Genomic DNA, 25,843 nt, shown 5'->3' with positions numbered 1-25,843 from the left:
CGCCTCAGTAGACCGTGCGGGCCGCGACCTTGCCCTTGGTCGCCAGGCTGAATCGCGGCTCGACGGCCAGGGCGGCGTCCAGCACGTGCGCCGCCACCCGCCGCCCGACCGCCGGCCCGTGCTTGAAGCCGTGGCCCGACCCGCCGCCCACCAGCCAGACGTTGTCGTGGCCGGGCAGCCGGTCGATCAGGAAGTCGCCGTTGGAGCTGTTCTCGTACTGGCAGACCCGGCTCATCACCAGCGGCGCGCCGGCTAGCCCCGGGAACCGCTGCGCCAGATAGGCCCGCGCCCGCGCCAGGCCCTCGTCGCTGACCCGCCGCTCCTGGGTGTCCGGATCGACCTCCGGCCCATGCCGGTCGAAGGCCAGCTTGAACCCCTGGCCCTCCAGGTCGGGCAGGCCATAGACCATGTCGCCGCCGTTGAAGTCGGCCCAGACGGGCAGGGCGGGGGGCGCGAAACGGCGGTCGCCGGCCGGAGCGCCGAAGTGGAAGACCTCCTGCCGTGTGGCGGTGATCCGCCCGGCCAGCACTTCGGGAAACAGCTTCGGCAGCCACGGCCCGCAGGCATAGACGATGTTCCGCGTCCGGAGCCCGGCCACGGAATAGAGGCCCGCGTCCGCGGCCTGGGGCGCCTCGGCCCGGGCGACCGTCACCTCCAGCTTGGCGTCGCGCAGCCTGGCGCGCACCCCGCGCCCGGCGATCAGGGCGCCGGTCCGGGTCTCCAGGAAGCCGGACTCGCCGGCCCTGAACACGATCTGCGGATAGGCGGCGCCGAGGTCCGCCAGGTCCATCGCCCGGTGCTCGACCCCGTGGCGCAGCAGCCAGTCCAGGCTCCGGGCCATGTACTCGTCGCCGGAGGGCGAGAACCACAGCACGCCGGTCTCGTGGAACACCGGCTCCCCGGTCCTGGCCGAAAGCGCCTTCCAGTCGGCCAGGGAGTTCTGCGCCATCGAGGAATAGAGCGGGTCGCCGCCATAGCTGAACCGGATGACCCGGCTCTCGCCGCCGGACGAAGCCCGCGCGTGGCCGGCGCCATAGGCGTCGACCACCGCCACCCGCTTCCCGGCCTGGGCGAGCGCCCAGGCGGTCCAGGCGCCGAACACGCCGGCGCCGACTACCACGACGTCATGCACCGCCGGCGCCGCGCCGGCCTGGCCGGCCGCCACGCCCGCGCCCGCCATCGCAGTGACCACCGCCCGCCGTGTCACCACGGGTCCCTCCTGGCGCTGGAGATCAGGGTTGGTGCCGGATGCAGGACTCGAACCCGCGACCTTCGGTTTACAAAACCGCTGCTCTACCAGCTGAGCTAATCCGGCGAATTGCCGGCGGACGGATGCCATGCGCCGCCCGGTGCAGCAAGCCCAGGCTCAGAAGTTGAACAGCAGGGTGGCGCGCGTGGTGGTGTCGGTGTTCTCGCGGCCCTGCGGCGGGTCCTGCTCGTTGCGGTATTCGTAGGACGCCCGCGCCGAGAGGGCGCCCTGCAGCCGGGTGGTCAGGGCCGTGGCCGCCAGCACGGTGGAGTTCGTGGTGTCGCGATAGGTGACGAAGCTCTGGGTGAATTCGAGGCGCGGACGGATCTGCCAGGTGAGGTAGCCCGCCAGGCGGACGGCCGCCGTGCCCTCGTAGCCGGTTACCAGGTAGTCCGACTGGCGCAGCGCCGGGCCGGCCTCCAGCGACAGCTTCAGGTCCGGCCTGCGGATCACCCGGTAGCCGAGGCCGACGCCCTCGGAGAAGCGGAAGTTGTGGCCCGCGAAGCGGTCGCGCTCACCCCACAGGATGCCCACGCCGTAGAAGCGGGGCCCGAAGTTGCGCCGGATCGCATAGGTCGCGAAGTAGCGGTCGGTGGTGGTCTTCTCGTCTTCGCTCTTGAAGCTGGTCGACAGGTTCGCGTCGTGCTCCCAGACGGGCGTCTTCTTGTCGAAGGCCAGCGAGACGACGAGGCCGTAGTCGTCGGTGTTGCCGGTGGAGATCGAGCCGCCGATCTCGCCCTTGCCGTTCCAGCCTTCGAGGAAGCCGGCGTCCGCGGCCTGCTGCGCCTTCGCCGCGGCCGCCCGCGCGCTGGCCGCCGCCACGTGCGCGTCGATCTCGGCGGCGGCCTCCGGGTTCGCCCGCTTCGCGGCCTTCACGACGGCGGCCAGGGATTCGGGGTCCTCGGCCGCAGCGTCCAGGATGTCGGCCACCGGCGGAGGCAGGGGGCGCGGCCTGCGCTGCGCCGCCCCCCAGCGCCAGGGCGATGATGGTGACGGGCCGGATCCAGCTGTGCATGGCGATCCTCGAGCTTCGGCGCCTGGCGGCCGCTCGCCATAAGGGCGCGGCGGGCGCGCGCCCGGAGATCGGGTCTTTGCTGGAGTGAGGACGCCCCGCGCTCCGAGAACGCGGTCGTACGAACCGGCTTTACTTCCGACCGACAGCGCTATCAATTGCCGCAAGGGAACCGGCGCGCGACCGTCGGGCGGGGAGGCGATAGGGCTCGATGTCGTCGACGATCGACCAGGTGGCGGCCCGCGCCGGCGTCTCGATGAAGACCGTCAGCCGGGTGCTCAACAACGAGCCCCACGTCCGGCCCGAACTGCGCGAGCGCGTACGCCAGGCGGTGGAGGAACTGGGCTACCACCCGAGCCAGGCGGCCCGGAGGCTGGCCGGCCGCAAGTCGTTCCTCGTGGCCTTCCTGTTCAACAATCCGAACCCCGGCTACATCGCCGCCGTCCAGTCCGGCGCGGCCCTCCGCTGCCGCGAGATTGGGTATCACCTGGTGATCGAGCCCTTCGAACTGGCCGGCCAGGCGCGCTTCGAGGTGCTGGAGCGGCTGGTCACCGCGCTCCACCCGGACGGCCTCTTCCTGACGCCGCCGCTGTCGGACGACGTCGACCTGCTGGCCGAGATCCAGCGGCGCGGCGTGAAATGCGTCCGGATCGCCGGCGGCGGACCAGGCCCCGGGATCAACCTCGCCACGCGTGAGGCCGAGGGCGCGCGCTCGGCGGTGAAGCACCTGATCTCCCTCGGCCACCGACGGATCGCCATGGTCGCCGCGCCGGCCAGCCACCGCGCCGCCGCCGAACGCTACGAGGGCTACCGCCAGGCGCTGGAGGCCGCCGGCATCGCCGTCGACCCGTCGCTGGTCGTCCCGGGGGCCTTCGACGCGGAATCCGGCGAGGCCGCCGCCGCCGCCCTGCTGGACCGCCCCGAGCGGCCGACCGCGATCTTCGCGGCCAGCGACGAGATGGCGCTGGGCGTCATGCGCACCGCCGTCAGGCTCGGCGTCGCCATCCCGCGCGACCTATCCCTCGTCGGCTTCGACGACACGCCCGCCAGCCGCTCGGTCCACCCGGCGCTGACCACGGTGCGCCAGCCGCTGGAGCAGATGGGGGCCGCAGCCGTCGACGCCCTCGTCGGCGCGTCCGACGAGGCCCGCCTCGACTGGCGCTTCGACCTCGTGGTCCGGGATTCCACCGCCCCCTTGCCCTGACCCCGCCCGGATGATTGCCTGCCGGGCAATCATACAAGGGAGGAGAGGGCATGGACTTCGCGGATTATCGCCGCCACGACGCCGTGGGTCTGGCCGGGCTCGTCGCCAGGGGCGAGGTCAGCGCCGCCGAACTGCTCTCCGCCGCCGTCGCCCGGATGGCCGAGGTCGATCCGAAGATCAACGCCGTCACGCTGAAGCTCGCCGACCAGGCCCGGAAGGCGCCTGTGGGCTCGGGACCCCTGGCCGGCGTCCCCTTCCTGTTGAAGGATCTCGGCGCGGCCATGGCCGGCACGGTCACCAGCAGCGGCTCGAAACTCTTCGCCGACGCCGTCGCCCCGGCCGACAGCGCGCTCACCGCCGCCTACCGCGCCGCCGGCCTCAACATCTTCGGCAAGACCAACACGCCGGAGTTCGGCCTCTGGCCGGTGACCGAGGGCGAGCACCTGGGCGTCTGCCGCAATCCCTGGGACGTCACGCGCACGCCGGGCGGCTCCTCGGGCGGCGCGGCGGCGGCGGTGGCGGCCGGCATCGTGCCCGCGGCCCACGCCAGCGACGGCGGAGGCTCGATCCGCACGCCGGCGTCCTGCTGCGGCCTCTTCGGGATGAAGCCGTCCCGCGGCCGGGTCTCCTTCGCGCCCATGGGCGAGGGCTGGGCCGGAGCCAGCGTGCAGCACGCCGTCACCCGCTCGGTGCGCGACAGCGCCGTCCTTCTCGACATCGCCTGCCGGCCGGAGCCGGGCGACCCCTATTTCCTGGCCCCGCCCGAGGTCGCCTACGCCGAGGAGGTCCGCCGCGATCCCGGCAGGCTGCGCATCGCCTTCACCACCGACGCCCTCCAGGCGCCGGCCCTCGACCCCGAATGCGCCGCCGCCGTCCGCGACACCGCCAGGCTGCTGGAAGGCCTGGGCCATGAGGTCGTCGAGGTGAAGGTCCCCGGAGACTTCGCCGCCATGCAGGCGGCCGCCGGCCTGGTGATCGCCGCCAGCGTTGCGGCCACCCTCGACGCCGAGGGCAGCCGCCGGGGAAGCCCGGTGGCGGACGGGGACGTGGAAGGCCTGACGTTCGGGACCTACCGCCGCGGCCAGGCGGTCACCGGCTCGGCCTATGTCCAGGCGCTGGCCACGCTGCACGCCTTCGGCCGGGCGGTGGCGACGCTCTTCGAGGACCACGACGTCCTCCTGCTCTCGACCCTGGGCTCGCCCGCCGTGCCCATCGGATGGATCACCGGGGACGTCCGCCTGATCGCCGAGCGGCTCTTCGCCTTCATGCCGAACACGCAAGGGGTTCAACAACACCGGCCAGCCGGCGATGACCGTGCCGCTTGCCTGGAGCGCGTCGGGCCTGCCGATCGGCATGCAGTTCGTGGCGAAGATGGGCGACGAGGCGACGCTCTTCCGCCTCGCCGGCCAGCTCGAACAGGTCCAGCCCTGGTTCGACCGCGTCCCGCCGCTGTAAGGCGGGCCAACTCTGTCATCCCGGCCGCAGCGAAGCGGAGAGCCGGGACCCAGAAGCTTAGCGTCTGCGCCGCTGGATCAGCCAGGCGGCGATGACGCCCGTGGCCACCACGCCCACCAGGATCGTCGAGACGGCATTGATCTCCGGGTTCACGCCCAGCCGGACCTGGCTGTAGAGCCGCATCGGCAGGGTCGTCGCGCCGGGCCCGGACGTGAAGCTCGCGATCACCAGGTCGTCCAGCGAGAGCGTGAAGGCCAGCATCCAGGCCGCCGCCACCGCCGGCGCGATATTCGGCAGGGTGACCTTGCAGAACGCCTCGACCGGCGTGCAGCCGAGGTCGCGGGCCGCCTCCTCCAGGCTGAGGTCGAAGTCCTGCAGCCGGGCCTGGATGACCACGGTGGCGTAGCACATCGTCACCGTCGCGTGGCTCAGGGTCACCGTCCAGAAGCCGCGCGGCAGGCCGAGCCCCACGAACAGCAGCAGCAGCGACAAGCCCAGGATCACCTCGGGCATGACCAGGGGGCGTAGATCATGCCGGTGAACGGCAGCCGCCCGCGGAACCGCCCGCCCCGCACCAGGGCGACGGCCGCCAGCAGGCCGAGCAGGGTCGCCAGGCTGGCCGAAATCAGGCCCACCCGCAGCGTGACCCAGACGGCGTCCAGCATCTGTTCGTTGCGGAACAGGCTCTCGTACCAGCGGGTGGAGAAGCCGCCCCACACCGTCACCAACCGGCTGGCGTTGAAGGAATAGATCACCAGCAGCACGATCGGCGCGTAGAGGAAGGCCAGGCCCAGCCCGACGCTCGCCACGTTGAACGCGGTCGGGCGCCTCATCGCAGCACCTTCGCCTGGCTGCGCTGGAAGATCAGGATCGGCACGACGAGCGTGGCCATCAGCGCGATCGCCACGGCGGACGCCGCCGGCCAGTCGCGGTTGGCGAAGAACTCTGTCCAGATGGTCTTGCCGAGCATCAGGGTCTCGGACCCGCCCAGCAGGTCGGGGATCACGAACTCGCCGACCATCGGGATGAAGCAGAGCAGGGCGCCGGCCGCCACGCCGGGCAGGGACAGCGGGAAGGTCACCCGCCAGAAGGCGCCGAGCCGGCTCGCGCCGAGGTCCTGGGCCGCCTCCACGAGCGTTTCGTCCTGCTTCTCCAGCACGGCGTAGAGCGGCAGCACCATGAACGGCAGGTAGGCGTAGACGAGGCCGAGGATCACCGCGGTGGGCGAGTTCATGATGTCGAGCGGCGGCAGGCCCACCGCGCCCAGCAGGCCGTTCAGCAGCCCCGCCGGCTTCAGGATCGCCACCCAGGCGTAGATGCGGATCAGGAAGCTCGTCCAGAAGGGCAGGATCACGGCCATGACGAGGGCGCTGCGCGTCGCCTCGCCGAACCGGCTGATCCCGTAGGCGATGGGATAGCCGATCACCAGCAGGATGCCGGTGGCCGTCGCCGCATAGCCCAGGCTCGACCCATAGGCCGCCACATAGAGGCTGTCGGTCGCCAGCCGCCGGTAGGTTTCGAGGTCCAGGCCGTCCAGGAACGCCCGGACGCCGGCGATCCCCTGCGACCAGTCGATCCTGGGCGCGTAGGGCGGGATGGCCAGGGCCGTGTCGGAGAGCGACAGCTTGCCGACCAGCACGAACGGGAAGGCGAAGAACAGGCCGAGCCACAGGTAGGGCAGGGCGGCCGCCCAACTGGCCCCAAACCTGCGGGAAGGGCCGCGTGTCACGACGTCAGCACCACGGCCGCGTCGGGCGCGAAGGTCATCCAGACTGCGTCGCCCCAGCCCACCGGCCGGGCCGAGGCCCGCGCCACGTTCGCCCGCGCCGCCCGCACGGTGCGGCCGGGCGCCACCTCCACGAGATAGGTCGTCCAGTCGCCGAGGTAGGCGATGTCGTGGATCTTGCCGGCCAGCCGGTTTGGCCCCTCGGGCGGGGGCTCGGTGTGCATGACCACCTTCTCGGGCCGGACGGCCAGCCAGACCTCCGCCTGATGCTCGAGGCCCCGGTCGGTCGCTACGGTCAGCCGCCCCTCCGGCGCGCCGCAAGTCACCTGGGCCAGACCGCCGTCCTGCGCCGCCACGTGGCCGTGGAACAGGTTCACCTCGCCGATGAACTCGGCCACGTAGCGGTTGGCCGGCGCCTCATAGATTTCCTGCGGCCGGCCCATCTGCACGATCCGGCCGGCCCGCATCACCGCCAGCCGGTCGGCCACCACCATGGCCTCCTCCTGGTCGTGGGTGACGATCATGAAGGTCATGGCCAGTTCCTGCTGGAGCCGCATCAGCTCGAACTGGGTCTCGTCGCGCAGCTTCTTGTCGAGCGCCGCCAGCGGCTCGTCGAGCAGCAGGATCCGCGGCCGGGGCGCGATCGCGCGGGCCAGGGCCACCCGCTGCTTCTGGCCGCCGGAGAGCTGGTGAGGCTTGCGTCCGCCCAGGCCCTCCATCCGCACCAGAGCCAGCATCTCCTCGACCCGGCTCTCGATCTCGCGCCTGGGCAGCCGCTGCGGCTTCAGGCCGAAGGCGATGTTCTGCGCCGCGGTCAGGTGCGGGAAGAGCGCATAGCTCTGGAACATCATGTTGATCGGCCGGGCGTGCGGCGGCAGGCGCGCCACGTCCTGGCCCTCCACCAGGATGCGGCCCGCGTCCGGCGTCTCGAACCCGGCCAGCATCCGCATCAGGGTGGTCTTGCCGCAGCCGGAGGGGCCGAGCAGGGCGAAGAACTCCCGCTCGTGGATGGCGAGGTCGACCCCGTCCACCGCCACCACCTCCCCGAACCGCTTGCTCACGCCCTCGAAGCGCAGCAGCGGCCGGGCGTTCGGGTCCTCCCAGGGCGCGAAGGCGTCGCGGATCGCCCCGATGACGAGCCGGCCGTTGGTGGGGGGCCGCCCGCTCACCGGCCGCTCAGCACCCGGGTCCACTGGCGGTTCACCTGGCGCAACAGCTCCTGGCCCTTGGTGGTGGTGACGAACATCCGCGCCTGCACCTCGGCCGGCGGATAGACGCCGGGATCGTCCCGCACCTCGGCGTCGAGCAGGTCCTTGGAGGCCGCGTTGCCGTTGGCGTAGTGGGTGTAGTTCGAGGCCCGGGCGATCACCGCCGGCCTGAGCATGTAGTCCAGGAACTTGTAGGCCGCCTCCGGGTTCGGCGCGTCCGCGGGGGATGGCGAAGACGTCGAACCACACCTGGGTGCCTTCCTTCGGGATGGCGTAGGCCACCTCGACGCCGTTCTTCGCCTCCTCGGCGCGGTCGGCGGCCTGCAGCACGTCGCCCGAGTAGCCGATGGCCATGCAGATATCGCCGTTGGCGAGCGCGTCGATGTACTCCGACGAGTGGAATTTCCGGACGTAGGGCCGGGCCTTCAGCAGCATCTCCGTCGCCGCCTGGTAGTCGGCCGGGTTCGACGAGTTCGGGTCCTTGCCCAGGTAGTGCAGGGCGACCGCGTACATGTCCTCCGAGGCGTCGAGGAAATAGACCCCGCAGTTCTCCAGCTTCGCGAGGTTGGCCGGGTCGAACACCACCTTCCAGCTGTCGACCTTCAGGCCCGGCAGCCGCTCGGCCACCGCCTTGGCGTTGTAGCCGATGCCGATGGTGCCCTGCATGTAGGGCACGGTGTACTTCTGCTCCCGATCGAACGGCGACATGTGCCGCAGCGTCTCCGGGTCGAGGTTGGAAAGCCCCGTCAGCTTGGCCTTGTCCAGCGGCGCCAGCGCGCCCGCCTGGATGTAGCGCGGGACATTGTGGTTGGACGGGACCACCAGGTCGTAGCCGGTGGCGGCCCTGCAGGACCTTGGTCTCCAGGACCTCGTTGGAATCGAAGGTGTCGTAGACGACCTTGATCCCGGTCTCCTGGGTGAACTCGGCCAGCAACTCGGGGTCGATATAGTCCGACCAGTTGTAGATGCGCAGTTCGCCGCTGTCGGCTGCGGTCTCGGTCTTGCCGCCCTGGCCGCCGCAGCCCGCCAGCACCAGCGCCGCCGCCGCCGCGCCCAGGATCCCCAGCCATCCGCGCATCTGATGTCCCCTCTGCTCCCGAGGGGCGACCTTATAGGCGGCGGATCGGCGCTCACAATCGGCGAGTGCAGGGGAGGGGCGAGCGATCAGCCCCGTGCCGCCGGCTGGAACAGTTCGACCAGGTTGCCGGACGGGTCCTCGGCCAGGATCTGCTGCCCGCCAGGCCCGGCCAGGATGTCGTTCCGGAAGGCCACGCCGGCCGCGCGCAGGCGGTCCACCTCGGCGGCGATATCGTCGACGATGAGCTGGAACCGGTTCCAGCCGCCGGGCTCGGGCTGGCGCCCGTCGGGCATCGGCCGACCCGCCGAACTCGTCTTCCCGCTCAGCAGCAGCCGGAGCGGCCCGCGCGACACCGACGCGAAGGCCGGCGCGGCGCTCATCTGCACCTCGAAGCCGAAATGGCCCACGTACCAGTCCACCGCCGCCTGGACGTCACTGACCATGTAGCGGACGTTCACCGAGGCCTCGCTCATCGGGATCCTCCTCCTCAAGCCGCCGGGGCCAGCGCCCGGCGGAGCAGTTCGTCCAGCGCCGCCATGGTGGCGGCGCGCTCGGCGCCGGCGGCCAGCGCCCGCGCGGCGTCGTCGATGGCGGCGAACAGCAGCCGCGCCGTGGGCTCCGGGTCGACCGGGCCGAAGGCCTCGGCCTCCTGGCCGGCGCGGATCACCGCGGCGATGCGCGCCGCGCCATTGTCGGCCAGCGGCCGGTGCTCGGCGAAGTCGGAATGGAACAGCGCCTGGCCGATCCCCTGGCGGGCGGCGGCGAAGTCGAGGAAGGCGCGGGCCTGCCAGGCGACCACCGCCGGCCAGTCCACCGGCCCGTCGACCTCGGTCGGAAGAGGGTAGGCGGCGTCGAATTCGGCGACCAGCCGGTCGCGGAGCGTGACCAGGAGGTCGTCCCAGGTCGGAAAATAGAGGAAAAAGGTGCCCTTCGCGACGCCGGCCTCCCGGACCACGTCTTCCACCCGCACGCCCGCGCCCTTGGCCTGCAGCAGCCGCTCGGCCGCCTCGACGATCTCCAGCTTCCGCGCCTCGGGCGAGAGGCGCCGGCGCATCGGCCTGTCCATTGCCGGCATCCAGATGACTGCGGGTCAGTAACTACTGACCGACGGTCAGTGTCAAGCGAAGAAGGAGAGCTCCGCGCGGTCGGCGCCGTGGACAGCGCGCAGCCGCGCGGCGCGGCCATGGACGATCAGCCGGTCGCATTCGATCGTCGTCCAGCCCTGCGGCAGCACCACCGGCCGCTGCGGCCATGACGCGGGCGGTCCCTCGTCCGGCCGGACGCCGCACAGCCCGAGCAGCAGGGTCAGTAGGAAGGCCCCCATGTTCGCGAAGAACGGCCCGGCCGCCGGCCCGTCGACCTTGTCGAGCCGGTACTCCAGGGTCTGGGCGAAACGCCCGGCCTGATAGGCGCCATAACCTTCCTGCATCAGCTTGAGGGCGAGGTCGCGGTCGCCCAGCCACGCCGCCCAGGCCGGATAGAAGGCCGCCAGCATCGGCGCGCCCACATAGTCCTCCCAGCGGTCGAGATAGAGCCGCAGGGTCTTCGCCGCGACCGTCGGGTCGACGTCGGCCCAGTAGGGGAACAGCGCCATCGGCGGGGTCGGGGCCGCGCCCTGCTCCTCGTCGAACCGGTGCCCGTCGTGGCCGGCCAACGCCCCGTCGGACCGCATCGGAACCGCTAGGCCGTCGCGCACCGCCCGCCAGGACGCGCCCGCCGGACGCCCGAGCCGTTCGGCCAGGCCCAGCGCCCGGGCCAGCACCGAACGCGCCAGGAGGTTGGTCAGGGTGTCGTTATCCACCCGCTCCTTGCGTTCCGCCGCCCCGCCCACCTCGCGCCAGTCGAAGCCGCCGTCGGTGTTTGGCGTCACCCGCGCGCAGATCCAGTCCGCCACGCCGCTCAGGACCGGCCACGCGCGGTCGGCGGCGAAGCGCGCATCGCCCGTGACGTCGGCGTGGAAGGCGAAGGCGCGGGCCACATGGAGGCTGACATGGTCCTCGCGGGTCGCGCCGGAGCCCGGTCCTGGCGTCGCCTCCTGGCCGTTGGAGGGCGCCGCCTCCCAGGGGAACTTCAGTCCCGGGAGGCCGACCATCCGGGCGTTCTCCCGGACCGCGCCCAGGTGGCGCGAACGGAACTCCAGCAGCGCGGCGGCGGCGGGCGGCTGCAGGAGGCTCAGCACGGGGACCGCGAAGGCGTCGATGTCCCACATCACATGGCCGAAGTAGTAGTGATAGTCGTGCCAGGTCGCGAGACCGAAGATCGACGTCGAAGCCGGCGAGGCGGGATGGGTGGAGCTGTTGAGGTAGAAGAACGCCGCGTCCGCCAGCGCCTGCCAGGTCTCGTCGGCGCCCACCAGGCGGATGCGCGAGCGCCAGAGGTCGGCCCAGGCCTCCCGGTTGCGCCGGCGCAGGCCGTCGAACCCGATCTCGAGGGCGGCGGAGAGCAGCCGGACCGCCTGGGCGTCCGGCTCGGCGTGCTGCACCGAGGCGACCTGGCTGACGAGCTGCCGGAACCGCACGCTCCGTCCAGCCCGTAGCCTGAGCCGCCAGGTGACCGCCAGCGGGCCGCCGACGTCCCGGCGGTTCTGGTCCTTCACGGCCTCCGCCGGCGCTTCGGCGGCCAGGGCTATCCCGCAGGTCGATGCGCGCCCGGGGAGGCCCACAGCATGACCCCGTCGCCCACCGTGTCGTCCTCGCCCGGCGTGTCGAACCGGCGGTCCATCACCTCGCCCCCTCACGCCGTCCGGATCGATCCGGGCCTGGAACTGCAGCTCGCAGGCCGCGTCGGCCTCCACCCGCGTCTCCTGGCAGACCATCCACGGGTGCGACCGGCTGGCGAAGGTGACGACCTCGATCCGGATCGTCGCCGCCTCTGCCCGGAACGCCAGGCGGGAGGTCAGTTCGGCGGTCTCGAAGTCGTAGGCCTGGTCGACAGGCTCGACGCCGCCCGGCTCGTCGCTGAGCCAGACGCCGTCCACCGCGATGTCCCCGGCCAGCGGATAGGGCCCGGGGGCGGCTGCCTCGACGCGGCGTTCCGGGTGGCGGCCGCTGAAGCCGCTCAGGATCGCCATGCCGGCCGCCAGTGGGTTCTCGCGCACACGCAGGCCGACCAGGCCGTTCGACACATAGGCGGGCAGGGGCGCCGCGGCGGGCCCGTCTCGCGCCGCGGACTGATCGGCCGGCAGGCCGGCGGCGGTCTGGGAGTTCTGGCGTTCGGCATGGGACCCGTCCGGGGCGACACCTCCTGCCTCAGTGCGGCTCGGCGGGTCCGGTTCCTCGGCCGCGCCCCGGGTCGATCGCTGGGGCGTCTCGGGTCGACATTTGCAGGGCCTGCCACGCGCCAGGCGGCTAAGGTGGAAGGATCATCGAGGGAGAGAGACCCCGTGCCTTTCCGAAACGCCGACACCCGCAGGGTCCCGGTCCGCCCGTTCGCCTTCGCCGCCGCCGTGTCCCTCGCGCTCCTGGCCGCCGGCCCGGCCGCCGCCCAGGGGGGGCTGGAGGACATCGAGGTCATGGGCTGGTCGCTGAACAATGTGCGGGCCGGCGTCCGCTTGGCGCCCGACTATGTCGGCTCGGACGACTACAAGCTCTATCCGACCGGCAGCCTGAACCTCTACCGCCGCGGCTCCCCGCCCGGCTTCGGCGCGCCCGACGACGGGATCAGTGTCGGCCTGTTCGGAGACGACAAGGTCTCGGCAGGCGTCGTCGGCCGCTGGCGTTCGTCACGGGAGGACGACGGCGACCTCGAAGGCTTCGACAAGGTCGACGGCGCGGTCGAGGCCGGCGTCTTCGCCCAGGTCTGGCCCGCGGAATGGGCCCGGCTCCGCGTCGAGACCCGGCGCGGCTTCGGCGGCCACGAGAGCTGGCTCCTCGACCTGCGCGGCGACGCGGTGGCGCGCCAGGGCCCCTGGATCGCCTCGATCGGCCCGCGGTTCTCGTGGGCCGACAAGGACTACACCGAAACCTACTTCGCGGTGACGCCGCAGGACGCCGCCCGCAGCCCGCTGGGCGTCGCCGCCTACGCGCCCGACGGGGCCACCCGGAGCGTGGGCTTGGTGAGCAGCGTCGAATACCGCGTCCAGCCCCGCTGGAGCCTGACCGGCAGTCTGGAATACCGCCGCCTGCTGGGCGACGCCGCCGACAGCCCGATCGTCGAAGACCTCGGCTCCAGCGACCAGTTCAGCGCCACCGTCGGCGTCCGCTACTGGTTCGGACGGTAGGATCAGGTCGCCTCAGGGTCCCTCACCGGCGGGCAGCCAGGACAGCTCGCCGCAGCTCGCGCGCTGCTCGGCGATCCCCGATTCCTTGAGGACACGGGCGAGGCAGGCCTGGTCGGGGGCCTTTCCCGGCTTCAGGCACCCGGCCTCGGCGGCGCGGCGGCCCAGATCGAAGAAGTTCTCCATGGTCTGCCGCTGGCCGGCCTCCGTGAGGCGCCGGCGCCGACCGCGGGGGCGCGCGCGGCGAGATAGGCGGCGAGCCGGCCGCTCCGGGCGTCGAGCCCGGGAAGGCCTGCGGTCTGGCCGTCCTCGACCATGAGATCCCGCTGCTTCGAGAGCAGGTTGGCGCAGTAGGCGGCCTTGCGGTCGAGTTCGCTCATCGGCGCCCGAGCGCCGGGGGCGCGATGAGGACGGCGGAAGCGAGGATCAGGACGCGGCGCATGGCCGATCCGTGGCCGCGGGCGGGGTCCGACGCAAGCGGCGCCGCAGGCCTTGCCGGCCCGCGCGACCTTGGGTCTCAGGCCGCGCGGCGAAGGCTCGCCGCCGCCGCGAGCACCGCCAGGACCGCGGCGATCGCCAGTCCGGCGTCCGGCGCGATCCGCAGGGAAAGGCGCGCGAACAGGCCGCTCATCAAAAGGACCCCGACCGCCTGTCCCGTCAGGCGCGCGGATCCCTGGAGGCCGCCGGCCGCGCCGCTGCGGCTGGGGGCGCGGCCATGAGCAGGTTGCGGTTGTTCGGCGACTGGAAGAGGCCGAAGCCCATGCCCGCCAGCAGGATGAACGGGACCAGCGCGGGCGGCTCGCTCCCCAAGGGCCGGGCGGCCAGGCCCGCGAGGCCGGCGGCCATCAGGCCGCCGCCCGCCGCGCAGAGCCGGGCGGTCGCAACGTGGTCGGCGAGCCGTCCGGCGAGCATCGCCGTGACCGCGACGCCCAGAGGCCAGGCGGTGATGCAGGCGCCCGTCGCCAGCGGGCTTTGGCCCAGGCGGTGCTGCAGCAGGAAGGGCAGAGCCAGCAGGCCGGCCGACTGCGCCGCGAAGCAGAAGACGGACGCGATGGCGGAGAGGCGGAACGATGGCGCGCGCAGCAGGTCGAGCGGCAGCAGCGGCTCGGCCTTGGGCCACTCGCGCCGGACCAGGCCGGCCATGCTGGCGGCGCCCGCCCCCAGGAGCACGGCGGCGAGGCGAGGATGCGCCGAGACCGACTGGGCGCCCAGGATGAGCAGGCCGAAGGCGGCGGCGTTGAGGGCCATGCTGGAGAGGTCCGGCGGAGCCGCCGTTGTCCGCGTGGCGGGAAGCGCGCGGCTCGCGGCGAGGGCCAGGCCGGCCAGCGGCAGCCCGGCGGCGAAGATCCAGGGCCAGCTCGCGACCGACAGGAGCAGCGCCCCCAGGCTCGGGCCGGCCGCCGATGCGAGCGCCACGGTCAGCGCGTTCCATCCGATCGCCGCGCCGAGGCGTCCAGGCGGCGCGGCGAACCGCAGCAGCGCCAGGCCCAGCCCCATGATCGCCGCCCCGCCCAGCCCCTGGACGAACCGGGCCGCGACGAGCCACGGAAGGGGAGGTAGCCAGCGCGCTGGCGGCCGCTCCGGCCGCGAACACCCAGACGCCGGCCGTGAAGACGTGGCGGTGGCCGAAGCGCTCGCCCAGCGCGCCGAACGGCAGCAGCGCCATCACCACCCCCGCCTGGTAGGCGGTGACGACCAGCATGGCGGCGGCCGGCGTGGCGCCCAGAGCGGCGCCAAGGGTGGGCAGCGCGACGTTGGTGACGCCGGCGTCCAGCACCACCAGCGCCATGGCCGACAGAACGGCGATGACCGCCATCCTCCGCCGGACGGCGTCGAGCGCCGGGTCGGCGCTCCAGTCCCGGGTGTCCGGCAGGCTGGTCACCGGCTCGCCGGCGCCCAGTCGCCGTCGTGTTCGGCATAGCGGGTGACCCGATGCTCGAGCCTGTCCTCGACCTTCAGGTCGCGCTCGGTGAAGCGGAACAGCAGCGCGCTGTGGCTCAGGCATCGCGTGTCGTGAATGTCCCCGGGCAGGTAGACCTCCGCCCCGCCGGCGCGGATGACCCGGCTGTCGCGCTGCACCAGCCTGACCCGGCCATCCGCGTCCTCGATGCGGCCATAGGTGCGCATCTCGATCTCGCCGTGCTGGATGGCGTAGATCACCGAGCTCCGGCCATGGTCGTGCGGCGGCCGGTAGAGACCGGCCTGCTCGGCGTGGGCCAGAAGGACAAAACCGAAGTCCGGATCGCGATGCAGCTCCTCGCTGGCGGGCGCCCGGCTCAGCAGGCCGCCGAGCCAGGTCTCGGACGGCGCGGCGCGCAGCAGCGCCAGGAGGTGCTCGCGGCGTGCGGCGACACGCTCGCTGGTCAGCGGCCCCCAGTCGGACCGCACCTGGTCGATGAAGGTCTGCAAGGAGGTCGGAGGCATGGTCCTGTCCTTCGCTGGAATCCGATGCGCGAAGGATAGGAGGCGCCCCGACATGGCGGAACGCGCAGCGATTGCACTCTATTCGTGCGTATGACGCTATATATGAGCCTGACCGTTGGAGGGCCGCCATGTCGACGCCCGACCTCAATCTGCTCGCCACCCTGGATGTCCTTCTGGACGAGGGCAGTGTGGCGGGAGCCGCCCGGCGTCTCAGGCTCAGCCCCTCGGCCATGAGCCGGGCGCTCGCCCGCCTGCGTCAGGCGACGGGCGATCCGCTGCTGGTTCGCGCCGGCCGCGGCCTCGTGCCGACGCCGCGCGCGGATGCGCTGCGCGCCCAGGTCCGGGCGCTGGTGCAGGAAGCCGGGACTGTGCTGCGTCCCCTCGGGACGGCCGACCCGGCTCAGTTCGTCCGCACCTTCACCCTGAGGACCAGCGATGGGTTCGTGGAGAACTTCGGACCCCGGCTTATCGCCCGGGTGAGCGCCGAGGCGCCGGGGGTGCGCCTGAATTTCCTCCAGAAGCCCGACAAGGACAGCGGACCTTTGCGGGAAGGCCGCGTCGATCTCGAAACGGCGGTGGTGGACGCGTCGCTGGGGCCCGAGGTCCTCAGCCAGGGCCTGTTCCGCGATCGCCTCGTCGCGGTGGTGCGGCCGGAGCATCCGCTGGCGCGCGGTAGGGTCACGCTCACGGACTACGAGAGCGCGCGCCATGTCATCGTCTCGCGGAGCGGCTTCGAGGACGACGCCGTGGACCGTCCCTTCCTGCCCGAAGGCCTGACCCGTCGGACCGCCGTCGTGGTCGGAGGGTTCGCGGCCGCCCTGGCCCTGGCCCGGGGGGCGGACCTGGTGGCCACCGCTCCGGAGCGTCACACCGCGGCGCTGAGGGCGGGCCTGTTCAGTTTCCCGATCCCCGCCGCCACCGCGCCGTTCACCGTCTCCATGCTTTGGCATCCGCGGCTGGACGCCGATCCGGCCCACCGCTGGCTGCGCGGCTGTCTCCGCGAGGTGTGCCGCGCCTCGGGCGGTCCGGGCGAGGCGCGGGAGACCGCGCCTCCGGCGTCCGAAAGGCGCTCGGGCGGCGGCCCCCCGCTAGGCCGCCGCGCCGTCGCGCGCCAGCCGCGCCAGCGCCTCGGCGTCCAGCACCGTGGCGACGCCCTGCCGGCAGGCGACGACACGGCTCTCGCGCAGGGTCCTCAGCACCCGGTTCACATGCACGATGCTGAGGCCGAGGAGATCGGCCAATACCTCCTGGGTCGCCGGCAGGGGGAAACGCTGGCCCTCGGTGAGGCCGACCGCCGCCAGCCGGTCGCGCACCTCGAGGAGGAGGTGGGCCATCCGCTCCAGCGCGGTGAGCTGTCCAACCCGAACGATCTGGTCGAGCATCAGCCGCTCCTCCTCGCGCATGGCCTGGCCGAGCGCCCGCAGGACGCCGGGGGCCTGGCCGCTCCGCGCAAGGTCCAGCACGGCCTCGGCCGACTGGGTCTCCAGCGCCGTCAGAGCCGCCACCGACCACCGGGCCGGCGCCGCGCCGAGGCCGATGATGTCGCCGGGCAGCAGAAGCCGGAAGATCTGCCGCCGGCCCTGGGGCAGGATCCGGAACGCGGCGGCCCAGCCGCGCACGATGACCTGCGCAGGGTTCCGGTCGCCTTCCGCGACGATCAGCGCGCCCGCCGGACGCCGCGCGACGACGCCCCCGCTGGCGGCGGCTCCCAGCGCCTGGATCTCGGCCGGGGCCAGCGGCGCGTGCGCCGTCAGCCGCCGAAGAAGCACGCCGCCGTCGCGTGTGGGCGGGGCGGCCGGGGCGCGGGCCGCGACACTACCCACGAGGATGCGCCCGCCGCTCCATGGAGATCATCTGGTCGCCCTGGCGGACCTCGACGGCGGCGTGATGCGGGTTGGCCTGCAGGTCGGCCCGGGCGGCCGCCTGCGCCTCACCGTCGTTCTCGGCCTCCTCGAACTTCAGCGACGGGACGGAATAACGGTCGTCCACGATCAGATAGGTATAGGTGGGCAAATCACTCTCCCTCTCGGCCGTCAGAACGGCGCCGATCGGGATGGCTGAAAATAACCTGTGTTAGGGCGCCGGCCGGCGGCGCTGGAATTTCGGGTCGATCTGGCCCTTGAAATCGCGTCGCCGCGCACCGTGCGGAACTCTCCGCGTCCGGATGGTGTTTTGGTTCCTTCGGTGCTCATCCCGGACGGCGCCCTTTGCACAGCTCGATCGACCGCCTGCTCAGGAAGCTGCGTCTGCGCTGGGAAATTCCGCCCGACGCCGCGGCCGCACTCGAGTCGGTCATGCAGCCCCCGCGCCGCTACGCGCGCGGCGAGGAGATGATCGCCCAGTTCGCCAAGCCCAACGAAAGCACCCTGATGGTGGCGGGGGTCGCCGGCCGGCTGGTCACGCTCGAGGACGGCGCGGAGCAGGTCACGGCCCTGCACATTGCGGGCGACTTCGTGGACCTGCACAGCCTCTATCTCCGGCGCCAGGACCACAGCGTCGTGGCGCTCGACGACTGCGTGGTGGCGACGGCGCCGCACGGACCGCTGGCGGAGGTTGCGACGAACTATCCCGCCTGGGCGCTGGCGTTCGGCTATCTGCTGGCCTGGGACGCCGCCGTGCACCGCCGCTGGATCGTCATGCTCGGCCGCCAGACGGCGCGCGCCGCGTTCGCCCACCTGATCTGCGAGCTCTGGACCCGCAACCGCGACGTCGGCCTGGCCGAGGGGCCGGCCTTCGACCTGCCGCTGACCCAGGTCGAGCTCGCCAATGTCCTGGGCCTGTCCACCGTCCATGCGAACCGCGTGGTCCAGTCGCTGCGCGCCGAAGGCCTGATCCGCTGGCGCAGCGCCCGGGTCGAGATTCTCGACTGGGACCGCCTGGCCGCCCTGGCCCAGTTCGACACCGCCTACCTCCAGCACTGACGGAGGGTCGCGCCATGCCTCCCGCCGCCGCGCGGGGGAGGTAAGGTGAGGCGACAGATCTCCCCCGGAGCCGCCCTTGTCCCCCGTCATGACGCTCATCGCGCCGGTCCTGCTGCTGGTCGCCTCCAACATCTTCATGACCTTCGCCTGGTACGGCCACCTGAAGGTCGAGCATCGGCCGCTCTGGATCATCGTCCTGGTGAGCTGGGGGATCGCCTTCTTCGAATACTGCCTGGCGGTGCCGGCCAACCGGATCGGCCGCCTGGCCTATGACCCGGCCGAGCTCAAGGCCATGCAGGAGGTCATCACCCTCGTGGTCTTCGCGGTCTTCTCGGTCCTCTATCTGGGCGAGAAGCTGACCCTCAACCACGCCACCGGCTTCGCCTTCATCGCGCTCGGCGCCTGGTTCGTCTTCAAGGGCCCGTTCTGAGCGGGCGACAATCGCGGTGCGGACGTTTCGGCCGACCGCACGACAGGCCTAGCGCCCGGCCGCGTTTGGCCTTAGCAACGACGTTACAACATAACAGGAGTTCGCCCTTGCGCCGTCTCGCCGCGTCCACCCTTGCGCTCGCCCTTGCCGCCGGCTCGGCCCAGGCGCGGCCCGTCCAGTTCGCCGCCGAGGCGCCGCGCGCCGGCGCGGTCGTGCTGCCGCTGGCGTCCGAGGCGGACCTTGCGACCCGCGGGGCGGCCCTTGACCCGGCCGTCCGCGAGGCGGTGCGCCGGGCGCTGACCGCGGCCAGGTTCGAGTACAAGACGGGCAAGATGCTCAACCTGCGCGGCCTGGGCGGCTACGAGCAGATCGTGGTGCTGGGCGCGGCCGGCGCGCAGGCGCCGGCGGCGCTGCAGGACCTGGGCGGGCTGGCCCGGCGCGAGACCGCCGACGCCGACGGGGCGGTGGCGGTGATGGCCGAGGGGCTCGACGCCGCCGAGCTCGCCATCGGCGCGGAGCTGGGCGGCTATGCCTACCCGGGCCTCAAGGCGCCGGAGAAGCGCAAGCCGTCGCAGGCGCCGCTGGTGATCGTCGGCGGTCAGGCCGCCCAGGCGCGCGCCGCCTTCGACAGCCGCGGCGCCGCCCTGGCCGAGGGCGTGCGGCTGACCCGCGACCTGATCTCCGAGCCGTCCAACATCAAGACGCCCCAGTGGTTCGCCGATCGCACCCGCGAGGCGTTCCGCGGCGTCCCGGGCGTGACCGTGGAGGTGTTCGACGAGGCCGAGCTCGCCCGTCGCGGGATGAACGCCATTCTCAGCGTCGGCATGGGCTCCACCCGGCCGCCCCGGCTGGTGATCGTCGAGTACAAGGGGCCGGGCGCGACCGGCCGGCCGGTGGTGATCACCGGCAAGGGGATCACCTTCGACGCGGGCGGCGTCTCCATCAAGCCGGCCGCCGGCATGTGGCGCATGCGCACCGACATGTCCGGCGCCGCCGCCGCAATGGGCACGGTCCTGTCGCTGGCCAAGTCGCGGGCCCCGGTGCACGTGGTCGCCGTGGGCGCCATGGCCGAGAACATGCCGGGCGGCGGCGCCGCGCGGCCGGGCGACGTGGTCCGGGCCTACGGCGGCAAGAGCATGGAGCGGATCAACACCGACGCGGAGGGCCGCGTCGTGTTGGCCGACGCCATCGCCTATTCCGACGAGCGCTGGAAGCCGGCCGCCCTGTTCAGCGTGGCCACGCTCACCGGCGCGGTGGGCACGGCGCTGGGCGACGACTACGCGGGCCTGTTCAGCCGCCACGACGGCCTGGCCGCCCAGGTCCAGACGGCCGCCGCCACCTCGGGCGAGGCGGTGTGGCGCCTGCCGCTGCACGCCTCCCTGGCCGAGGACCTGAAGAGCCCGGTGGCCGACATCCGCGACGTGGTGGAAGGCGGCGGGGCGGGCGCCAGCGTCGGCGCGCACGTGATCGGCTTCTTCGCCGACCCGGCCACGCCCTGGGCGCACCTCGACATCGCCGCGGTGGCCTGGTCGAACGAGGCCCAGCCGACGGCGCCGAAGGGCGCCCGCGGCTGGGGCGTCCGGCTGCTCGACCGCTTCGTCCGCGACTTCGATCCGGCGCGGGTGAACTAGGGAGGCCCGGGGACCCGGCGGTCCTCGTCCTTCAGCGGCGCTCGGTGCGCTCGGCGCTGACCCCGGCGGCGGTCTTGAAGCTGGCGAGGATCGCCAGGCCGTACTTGGCGCGCTCCTGGACGTCGGGCCGGGGATCCCTGGCCTGGGCCAGCCTGTACCACTGCTCGACGACCTCGATGTCGGCGACGGGCACGCCGCCCTTGAAGCCGTAGGTGCCGGGGCCGGGCTTGCGGCCCCCGGTCATGTCCGCGAAGAGCTGGTCGGCCATCAGGATCGCCACCAGGGGATCGCCAGCCTTCTCGGCCGCGGCCCAGTGCTGGATCGCCTTCTTGGTGTCCTTCTTGCCGCCGTCGCCGTTGGCGTACATCTCGCCCAGCCGGCGGTTGGCCTGCGGGCTCCCCTGGGCGGCGGCCATCCCGTACCACTTGCGGGCCTGGGCGGGGTTCGGCTTGCCGCCGGCGAGGCCGGAGAAATGGGCGCTGGCGACGGCGAGCTGGGACTCCAGATCGCCGGCCTTGGCCACCTCCTCGCAGAGCTTCAATCCCTCCTTCGCCCGGGCCGGCTCGGTCATCAGCATCTGGCCGAGCGCGCACTTCGACTTGGCGAAGCCCATCTCCGACGCCCGCTTGAAGGCGGCCTCGGCCTTCGCCTTGTCCGGCGCGCCGGCGGCCGGTCTGGTGGCACATGCCCACGAGGTGCATGGCGTCGCCCCGCTTCGCCGAGGCCTTCTCCTCGTAGGCGCAGCCGCGGGCCGGGTCCTTGGGCGTCGTCTGGCTGCCGAACAGGAACATCACGCCGGCGAAGTACTGGGCGTCGGCGTCGCCGCCGTCGGCGAGCCTGAGGAGCGGCTTGGCGTCGCCGGTCTCGGCGGCCTGGAGGGCGGCGGTGAGCTCGGGGCTGAGCGCAGGCCGGGCGGGCGCCGCGGCGGAGTCTGCGCCTTGGGCGCCGGCGGCTGCGCGGCCGCCGCCGGCGCCAGGGCGAGGATCGCCCCGCCCAGGGCCGCCGCCACGCGCCCTGGCCGGAGACCCGCCACCGCCGTCATGTCGGCGCCGACGGCGCGGGGGCCGACGACGCGGCGGGCGCCGGGGCCTTGCCGCCGGACGGGTCGGGCACGGTCACATAGACCACCGTGTCGCCCTCGTAGCGCGGCTCGTAGTAGACGCCGCCGCAATGGTAGTAGCTGTAGCCGCCCCAGGCGTAGGGCGGGCAGCCGGGCGGCAGGGCGTAGTACATCGAGCCCAGCACCATGGCCGTGCCCCAGGCGAAGGCCGCGCCGGCCAGGAACGGGTAGTCGACCCAGCCGCCCCAGCCCCAGCCGCCATCCACGTCGATGTTGATGTTGCTGTTGAAGTTGAAGTCGCCGCGTCCGCCGCCGCCGATCCCGCCGACGCCGCCGATCCCGCCGACGCCGCCGACGCCGCCGACGCCGCCGACGCCGCCCACGCCGCCGACGCCTCCGACACCGCCCACGCCGCCGATGCCTCCAGGGCCGCCGACGCCGCCGACGCCGCCCACGCCGCCGACACCGCCGGGTCCGCCGACGCCGCCGACACCCCCCGACACCCCCCACGCCGCCGGGGCCGCCGGGCCGGCCGGGCGCCGCCGCTGGGGAGCTGGCCGGCGCTCGGTCCGCGGCCGCCCGCGGCGCCGCTCGGCAACTGGCCCGCGCTCGGCCCGCGGCCGCCGGAGCCCACCCCGCCCGAGGGCCGGGTGAAGCTCGAGTTGCCGCGGCCGCCGTTGAAGCCGCCGCCGCCGATGCTGGTGGAGCCGCCGCCGCGGATGCCGCCGCCGTGACTGCTGAACCCGCCGCCGCCGCGGCCGCCGCCGCCGCTGAAGCCGCCGCCGCCGCGGCCGCCCCCGCCGCTGAAACCCCCGCCGCCCCGGCCGCCGCGGGCCTCGGCCGCCTCGGCGGCCATCAGGGCGAAGAGCGACGCCAGGCAGGCCGCCACGCCCAGTCGGGAAACCCTGCTCATTGGTCGGCTCCGGCTTGCGGCTGCTGAACGGTGATCCTGATGCGCTTGGCGTCCTTCGGCGGCCGGGCGGCCGCGAACGCCGCGTCCGTCAGCGTCGGATTGAGGGTCCAGCTGAGGCGCGCGATGTAGGAGGGATGGGTCGGGTCGCGCCGATCGACGATCACGACCTTGCGGGGCAGGGGCTGGTCGCCTTGCTGGATCCAGACCTGCCAGTCGATGTGGTCCTCGCGGAAGGCGAAGTGGCTGGTCTTCACCCCGTCGATCGTCTCGACGCCGACCAGATAGCCGGACGTCAGGGCGTCGGCCCGGGTCCCCCCCTGGCTCGCTCCAGCGGAACAGGTCGTCCAGCGGCAGGGAAATGCCGAACCGGTCGGACAGGTCGACGACGGTGTCCTTGATGGTCGGCGGCGCGTCCCAGCTCGAAAAATAGCCGAGCTTCGGGGCGTAGAGGGTGAACTGCCGTCCATCGTAGATGTAGCGCCGGTTCCACTCGTCGCTGACCACGTCGATGACGAAGGCGTCGGGCTTGCGCACCTTGTAGGTGGCGGTCCCGTCGAGCTGGATCTTCTGGTCGTCGTTGGCCACCAGGTCGAGGCTGGTCCGGGAGACGAGCTCGAACGACGACAGCGACTGCAGGAAGGCGCTCATGGCGCCCAGCGCCTTCACCGCCGCCGGATCGACCGGCTGGGCCGGCGGGCCCGGCGCGGGCGTGGGGGCAGGGGCGGGCGACGGCCGGGCCGGCTGGGCGGCGGCGGAGGTCGCGGCGATGGCCAGGCTGAGCGAGAGGCCGAGGGCAGCGAAACGCAGGGCCGTCATGCGGCGCACTCCTGTTGCGGGTCAGGCTCAGGGTATTCCGCGGGCCCCGGCGCGATATCAGGGTCATGCCGGAGGGGGAGTCCGCCGGAGTCCCTTAGGTGCGACCGCCCCGTCCCTGGGCGGAGCGCTTGACAGCCCCTACGGCGCCGCGACGAGCCTGGGCGCTCACGCAAGGATGGCGCCGTGCGTCTGACCATTCCCCTCGTCCTGATCGGCCTGGCCTGCGCCCTGCTCGCGGGCTGCGTGGCGCGGGACATTCCCTACGCCGAGCTGGAGGCGAGGTATGCGTCGCCCGCCTCGCGCTTCGCCGACCTGGGCGACGGCCTCCGCATCCACTATCGGGACGAGGGACCACGCGATGCGCCGGCGGTCGTCCTCGTCCACGGCTTCGCCGCCTCCCTCCACGCGTGGGAGCCGTGGCGGGCCCGGCTCGGCGACCGCTATCGCCTCGTGACCCTCGACCTGCCGGGGCACGGCCTGACCCAGGCGCCGGAGACCTACGCCCCCTCGACGGCCGCCAGTGTCGAGATCGTCGACCGGCTGGCCGGCCAGCTCGGCCTCGGCCGCTTCGTGATCGGCGGCAATTCCATGGGCGGCGGCGTGGCCTGGTCCTACGCCCTGGCCCATCCCGACAAGGTCCGCGGCCTCGTCCTGGTCAACGCCGCGGGCTGGCCGGCGGAGCGCGAGGGCGGTCCGCCGCCGCTCGTCTTCCAGCTGCTCGGCAACCCGGTCGGGCGTACGGTGCTGCGCAATGTCGATCCGGCGCTGATGGCCCGCGACGGGCTGGAGAAGGCCTATGGCGAACCGCGGCTGGTCACCGACGACCTGCTGACGCGCTACGTCGAGCTGGCCCGCGCGCCGGGCCACCGCGGGATCCTCACCACACGCCGCGCGGGCGACCGCCAGGTCACCCCGGCCACCTTCGCGGCCATCAAGGCGCCGACCCTGATCCTGGCCGGCGAGAAGGACCAGGTGATCCCCGTCGCGAACCAGCGCGGCTTCGCCGGCGCCATCCCCGGCGCGCGCCTGATCGTCTACCCCGACGGCGGCCACGTGCCGATGGAACAGCTTCCCGACCGGACCGCCGCCGACCTCGACGCCTTCCTGAAGACGCTTGCGCCCTGATCAGACGCAGCCGCTCCTCTCCCAGGCGCGGCCGCGCCATAGGCGAGGCCGGGTGAGCGCGACTCCGCGCCCTGCGCCGCGCTCCCGCTGAACCAAGGCCCAACCCAACGCGCTGCTCGCGAGCGACCCGCCCGCGGGCCCTCGGGCCGGCCCCCTCATGCGAGCCGCCCAAAGGGCGGTCACCCCCGCCTTCGATCTCACAGCCAGCCCACCGCCGCCCGTGTCCGCCGGGTCAAGGCGCGGGCGCCAGCCCGCCCGCGCAGCGGCCTGGGTCGGTGGAAGCGGCGGCCCCGGGCGGCCGGATCGATGGCGGCGTCGTCTGCTGAGCGCCAGGGTCGGATGTTGGCTTCGCTCCAGATTCCAGACTTCGCGCGGGGATAGGTATTGTGCCCCGCACCAGACTCGCTTGGCGGCAGCAACCCGCAGGAATTCGATGGGGAAACAGGTCACGCGTCGCCAGCACTACGTCTGGCGCCACCACCTGAGCGCATGGGCGGTGGACGACAAGATTGCGGTGCTACGCAAAGTCAACGGCGCGAAAGGCTTCTGGACGAACCCAACCAACGCGGCGGTCGAGCGCGACTTTTACAAGCTCCCCCGTCTGACCTCAGAGGATCGGGACTTCATTCAGCGGTTCGTCGCGTCGCTCTCCATCCCGGACGACATGAAGGAGTTTGCGCTGGGCTGGATGATGCCTTCCGACGTCGCGGAGCAAAGTCGGCGGTTCCTCGCTAGCAAGGGAGCGCTCAACTCAAAGAGCCAGCGGGCCATCGAGGAGTTTGAGATACAGGCCGGCGAGGATTTCATGGGCACCGTCGAAGATATGGGCCTAAAGCACCTCGATCGGCTCCGGCGGCGCGAGGCGAGCTTCTGGCACGCTGACGAGGATGCCGCGATCGAGTTCTCGTACTTTCTGGCGACACAGCATCTGCGGACCAAGCGGATGGCTGAGCTGATCGCTACTGGCCAATCGCCAGCCATGGACGAGAAACGTGCACGCCGCGTCTGGCCGATCCTCAGATCGATTCTCGCCATGACTTTCGGGTGCTCGCTCTTCACCGACCGCTCACGTTGGCGCCTGCGCACCCTTCGGGCGGGCGGCGCTCGCCGTTTCATCACTGCGGACCAGCCCGTGATGAACCTGTTGAGCGCCGAAAGTCACAACGATATGGCGCTGTATTACCCGATCTGCGGCACCCTCGCCGTGCTGTTGGAGCACAATGAAAACATCAGCCTGGTGGACAACGACGAGCTGGACGACCCATTAGTCGCGAGGCTCAATCAAAAGCTCTACGACTACGCGCACGAGCAGGTGTTCGGTTCGGACCTCGAATATTTAAGGACCCTGGGCGTGCCATCGTCGCCTTCACTGTAG

Annotated in this window: 24 protein-coding genes, 1 tRNA gene and 5 pseudogenes; 10 read left to right on the top strand and 20 right to left on the bottom strand. The window is 72.6% G+C overall.

The window, feature by feature from the left end; all coding sequences use genetic code 11:
- Positions 1-4: 4 nt before the first annotated feature.
- The 3 genes from LRS04_RS23445 to LRS04_RS23435 form a co-directional block, all read right to left on the bottom strand.
- Positions 5-1,210: an FAD-dependent oxidoreductase gene (locus tag LRS04_RS23445; RefSeq protein ID WP_257818467.1), complete on the bottom strand. Its 1,206-nt coding sequence runs from the start codon at positions 1,208-1,210 to the stop codon at positions 5-7.
- Positions 1,211-1,239: 29 nt separating this feature from the next.
- Positions 1,240-1,315: transfer RNA gene (locus LRS04_RS23440), tRNA-Thr, on the bottom strand.
- A gap of 51 nt (positions 1,316-1,366) precedes the next feature.
- Entirely contained in the window at positions 1,367-2,179 is an 813-nt protein-coding gene (locus LRS04_RS23435) for a YdiY family protein (RefSeq protein WP_257818466.1), read from the bottom strand.
- A gap of 293 nt (positions 2,180-2,472) precedes the next feature.
- Between LRS04_RS23435 and LRS04_RS23430 the strand changes: the two genes are divergently transcribed.
- The 3 genes and pseudogenes from LRS04_RS23430 to LRS04_RS28485 all read left to right on the top strand — a co-directional run bounded on the left by LRS04_RS23430 (position 2,473) and on the right by LRS04_RS28485 (position 4,920).
- On the top strand, positions 2,473-3,465 hold the full coding sequence (locus LRS04_RS23430) for a LacI family DNA-binding transcriptional regulator (protein WP_257818464.1): 993 nt from the start codon (positions 2,473-2,475) through the stop codon (positions 3,463-3,465).
- Positions 3,466-3,515: 50 nt separating this feature from the next.
- Positions 3,516-4,676, top strand: a pseudogene (locus LRS04_RS23425) (amidase); the annotation flags it as partial.
- Between the two features lie 97 nt (positions 4,677-4,773).
- Positions 4,774-4,920 (top strand): hypothetical protein, encoded by a 147-nt coding sequence (locus tag LRS04_RS28485; RefSeq protein ID WP_374577301.1) that lies wholly within the window; start codon positions 4,774-4,776, stop codon positions 4,918-4,920.
- Positions 4,921-4,977: 57 nt separating this feature from the next.
- On the opposite strand, the gene LRS04_RS23420 is transcribed toward LRS04_RS28485, so the two are convergent.
- The 7 genes from LRS04_RS23420 to LRS04_RS23390 all read right to left on the bottom strand — a co-directional run bounded on the left by LRS04_RS23420 (position 4,978) and on the right by LRS04_RS23390 (position 12,056).
- Positions 4,978-5,433 (bottom strand): ABC transporter permease, encoded by a 456-nt coding sequence (locus tag LRS04_RS23420; RefSeq protein WP_257818461.1) that lies wholly within the window; start codon positions 5,431-5,433, stop codon positions 4,978-4,980.
- Positions 5,421-5,753 (bottom strand): hypothetical protein, encoded by a 333-nt coding sequence (locus tag LRS04_RS23415; RefSeq protein WP_257818460.1) that lies wholly within the window; start codon positions 5,751-5,753, stop codon positions 5,421-5,423. Before LRS04_RS23415 ends, LRS04_RS23420 begins: the two co-directional genes overlap by 13 nt.
- On the bottom strand, positions 5,750-6,649 hold the full coding sequence (locus LRS04_RS23410) for an ABC transporter permease (RefSeq protein WP_257818459.1): 900 nt from the start codon (positions 6,647-6,649) through the stop codon (positions 5,750-5,752). Before LRS04_RS23410 ends, LRS04_RS23415 begins: the two co-directional genes overlap by 4 nt.
- Entirely contained in the window at positions 6,646-8,676 is a 2,031-nt protein-coding gene (potA, locus tag LRS04_RS23405; protein WP_257818458.1) for a polyamine ABC transporter ATP-binding protein, read from the bottom strand. Before potA ends, LRS04_RS23410 begins: the two co-directional genes overlap by 4 nt.
- Positions 8,677-9,018: 342 nt before the next feature.
- Positions 9,019-9,405, bottom strand: coding sequence for a VOC family protein (locus LRS04_RS23400; protein ID WP_257818457.1), 387 nt, complete (start codon positions 9,403-9,405; stop codon positions 9,019-9,021).
- 14 nt (positions 9,406-9,419) lie between these two features.
- A complete protein-coding gene (locus LRS04_RS23395) occupies positions 9,420-9,986 on the bottom strand; it encodes a TetR/AcrR family transcriptional regulator (RefSeq protein ID WP_257818456.1) in 567 nt (188 codons plus the stop codon).
- Positions 9,987-10,049: 63 nt separating this feature from the next.
- A complete protein-coding gene (locus LRS04_RS23390; RefSeq protein ID WP_257818455.1) occupies positions 10,050-12,056 on the bottom strand; it encodes a glycoside hydrolase family 65 protein in 2,007 nt (668 codons plus the stop codon).
- Positions 12,057-12,314: 258 nt separating this feature from the next.
- Here LRS04_RS23390 and LRS04_RS23385 point away from each other — a divergent pair, with 258 nt between their 5' ends.
- The gene (locus tag LRS04_RS23385; protein ID WP_257818454.1) at positions 12,315-13,151 is read left to right on the top strand and encodes a MipA/OmpV family protein; all 837 of its coding nucleotides are present in this window, start codon (positions 12,315-12,317) and stop codon (positions 13,149-13,151) included.
- A 12-nt stretch (positions 13,152-13,163) separates the two neighbouring features.
- Here the strand turns inward: LRS04_RS23385 and LRS04_RS23380 are convergent, their stop codons facing one another.
- The 4 genes and pseudogenes from LRS04_RS23380 to LRS04_RS23365 all read right to left on the bottom strand — a co-directional run bounded on the left by LRS04_RS23380 (position 13,164) and on the right by LRS04_RS23365 (position 15,572).
- Positions 13,164-13,334 (bottom strand): hypothetical protein, encoded by a 171-nt coding sequence (locus LRS04_RS23380; protein ID WP_257818453.1) that lies wholly within the window; start codon positions 13,332-13,334, stop codon positions 13,164-13,166.
- A gap of 471 nt (positions 13,335-13,805) precedes the next feature.
- Positions 13,806-14,693, bottom strand: a pseudogene (locus tag LRS04_RS23375) (MFS transporter); the annotation flags it as partial.
- Positions 14,694-14,769: 76 nt separating this feature from the next.
- Positions 14,770-14,937, bottom strand: a pseudogene (locus LRS04_RS28480) (MFS transporter); the annotation flags it as partial.
- A gap of 89 nt (positions 14,938-15,026) precedes the next feature.
- A complete protein-coding gene (locus tag LRS04_RS23365) occupies positions 15,027-15,572 on the bottom strand; it encodes a hypothetical protein (RefSeq protein ID WP_257818451.1) in 546 nt (181 codons plus the stop codon).
- A gap of 128 nt (positions 15,573-15,700) precedes the next feature.
- On the opposite strand from LRS04_RS23365, the pseudogene LRS04_RS23360 reads away from it, so the two are divergent.
- A pseudogene (locus tag LRS04_RS23360) lies at positions 15,701-16,570 on the top strand (LysR family transcriptional regulator); the annotation flags it as partial.
- 90 nt (positions 16,571-16,660) lie between these two features.
- Here LRS04_RS23360 and LRS04_RS23355 read toward each other — a convergent pair.
- Together LRS04_RS23355 and LRS04_RS23350 are read right to left on the bottom strand one after the other, a co-directional pair.
- Positions 16,661-17,395: a Crp/Fnr family transcriptional regulator gene (locus LRS04_RS23355; protein WP_257818450.1), complete on the bottom strand. Its 735-nt coding sequence runs from the start codon at positions 17,393-17,395 to the stop codon at positions 16,661-16,663.
- Positions 17,388-17,585 (bottom strand): hypothetical protein, encoded by a 198-nt coding sequence (locus tag LRS04_RS23350; protein ID WP_257818449.1) that lies wholly within the window; start codon positions 17,583-17,585, stop codon positions 17,388-17,390. Before LRS04_RS23350 ends, LRS04_RS23355 begins: the two co-directional genes overlap by 8 nt.
- A gap of 194 nt (positions 17,586-17,779) precedes the next feature.
- Here LRS04_RS23350 and LRS04_RS23345 point away from each other — a divergent pair, with 194 nt between their 5' ends.
- The 3 genes from LRS04_RS23345 (at position 17,780) to LRS04_RS23335 (ending at position 20,554) form a co-directional block, all read left to right on the top strand.
- Positions 17,780-18,493 carry a Crp/Fnr family transcriptional regulator gene (locus LRS04_RS23345; protein ID WP_257818448.1) on the top strand — a complete coding sequence of 238 codons (714 nt, stop codon included), beginning with the start codon at positions 17,780-17,782 and terminating at the stop codon, positions 18,491-18,493.
- A gap of 88 nt (positions 18,494-18,581) precedes the next feature.
- Positions 18,582-18,923 (top strand): DMT family protein, encoded by a 342-nt coding sequence (locus LRS04_RS23340; RefSeq protein ID WP_257819229.1) that lies wholly within the window; start codon positions 18,582-18,584, stop codon positions 18,921-18,923.
- A gap of 107 nt (positions 18,924-19,030) precedes the next feature.
- On the top strand, positions 19,031-20,554 hold the full coding sequence (locus LRS04_RS23335) for a M17 family metallopeptidase (RefSeq protein ID WP_257818447.1): 1,524 nt from the start codon (positions 19,031-19,033) through the stop codon (positions 20,552-20,554).
- 31 nt (positions 20,555-20,585) lie between these two features.
- Here LRS04_RS23335 and LRS04_RS23330 read toward each other — a convergent pair whose 3' ends face one another.
- From LRS04_RS23330 to LRS04_RS28475, 4 genes and pseudogenes are all read right to left on the bottom strand, one after another.
- On the bottom strand, positions 20,586-21,167 hold the full coding sequence (locus LRS04_RS23330) for a tetratricopeptide repeat protein (protein ID WP_257818446.1): 582 nt from the start codon (positions 21,165-21,167) through the stop codon (positions 20,586-20,588).
- Positions 21,168-21,592: 425 nt separating this feature from the next.
- Complete coding sequence (locus LRS04_RS23325) at positions 21,593-22,117, bottom strand: hypothetical protein (protein ID WP_257818445.1); 525 nt, start codon at positions 22,115-22,117, stop codon at positions 21,593-21,595.
- 406 nt (positions 22,118-22,523) lie between these two features.
- Positions 22,524-22,994 (bottom strand): DUF2092 domain-containing protein, encoded by a 471-nt coding sequence (locus LRS04_RS23320; RefSeq protein ID WP_257818444.1) that lies wholly within the window; start codon positions 22,992-22,994, stop codon positions 22,524-22,526.
- Positions 22,912-23,175 (bottom strand): annotated as a pseudogene (locus LRS04_RS28475) (DUF2092 domain-containing protein); the annotation flags it as partial. The pseudogene LRS04_RS28475 and the gene LRS04_RS23320, both read right to left, overlap by 83 nt.
- Before the next feature lie 351 nt (positions 23,176-23,526).
- On the opposite strand from LRS04_RS28475, the gene LRS04_RS23315 reads away from it, so the two are divergent.
- Positions 23,527-24,468, top strand: coding sequence for an alpha/beta fold hydrolase (locus LRS04_RS23315; protein ID WP_257818443.1), 942 nt, complete (start codon positions 23,527-23,529; stop codon positions 24,466-24,468).
- A gap of 433 nt (positions 24,469-24,901) precedes the next feature.
- Positions 24,902-25,843: a DUF4238 domain-containing protein gene (locus tag LRS04_RS23310; RefSeq protein WP_257818442.1), complete on the top strand. Its 942-nt coding sequence runs from the start codon at positions 24,902-24,904 to the stop codon at positions 25,841-25,843.

The organism is Phenylobacterium sp. J367 (assembly GCF_024699985.1).
In the GTDB taxonomy this organism is placed as follows: domain Bacteria; phylum Pseudomonadota; class Alphaproteobacteria; order Caulobacterales; family Caulobacteraceae; genus Phenylobacterium.
This window is presented reverse-complemented; position numbering and strand designations above follow the sequence as displayed.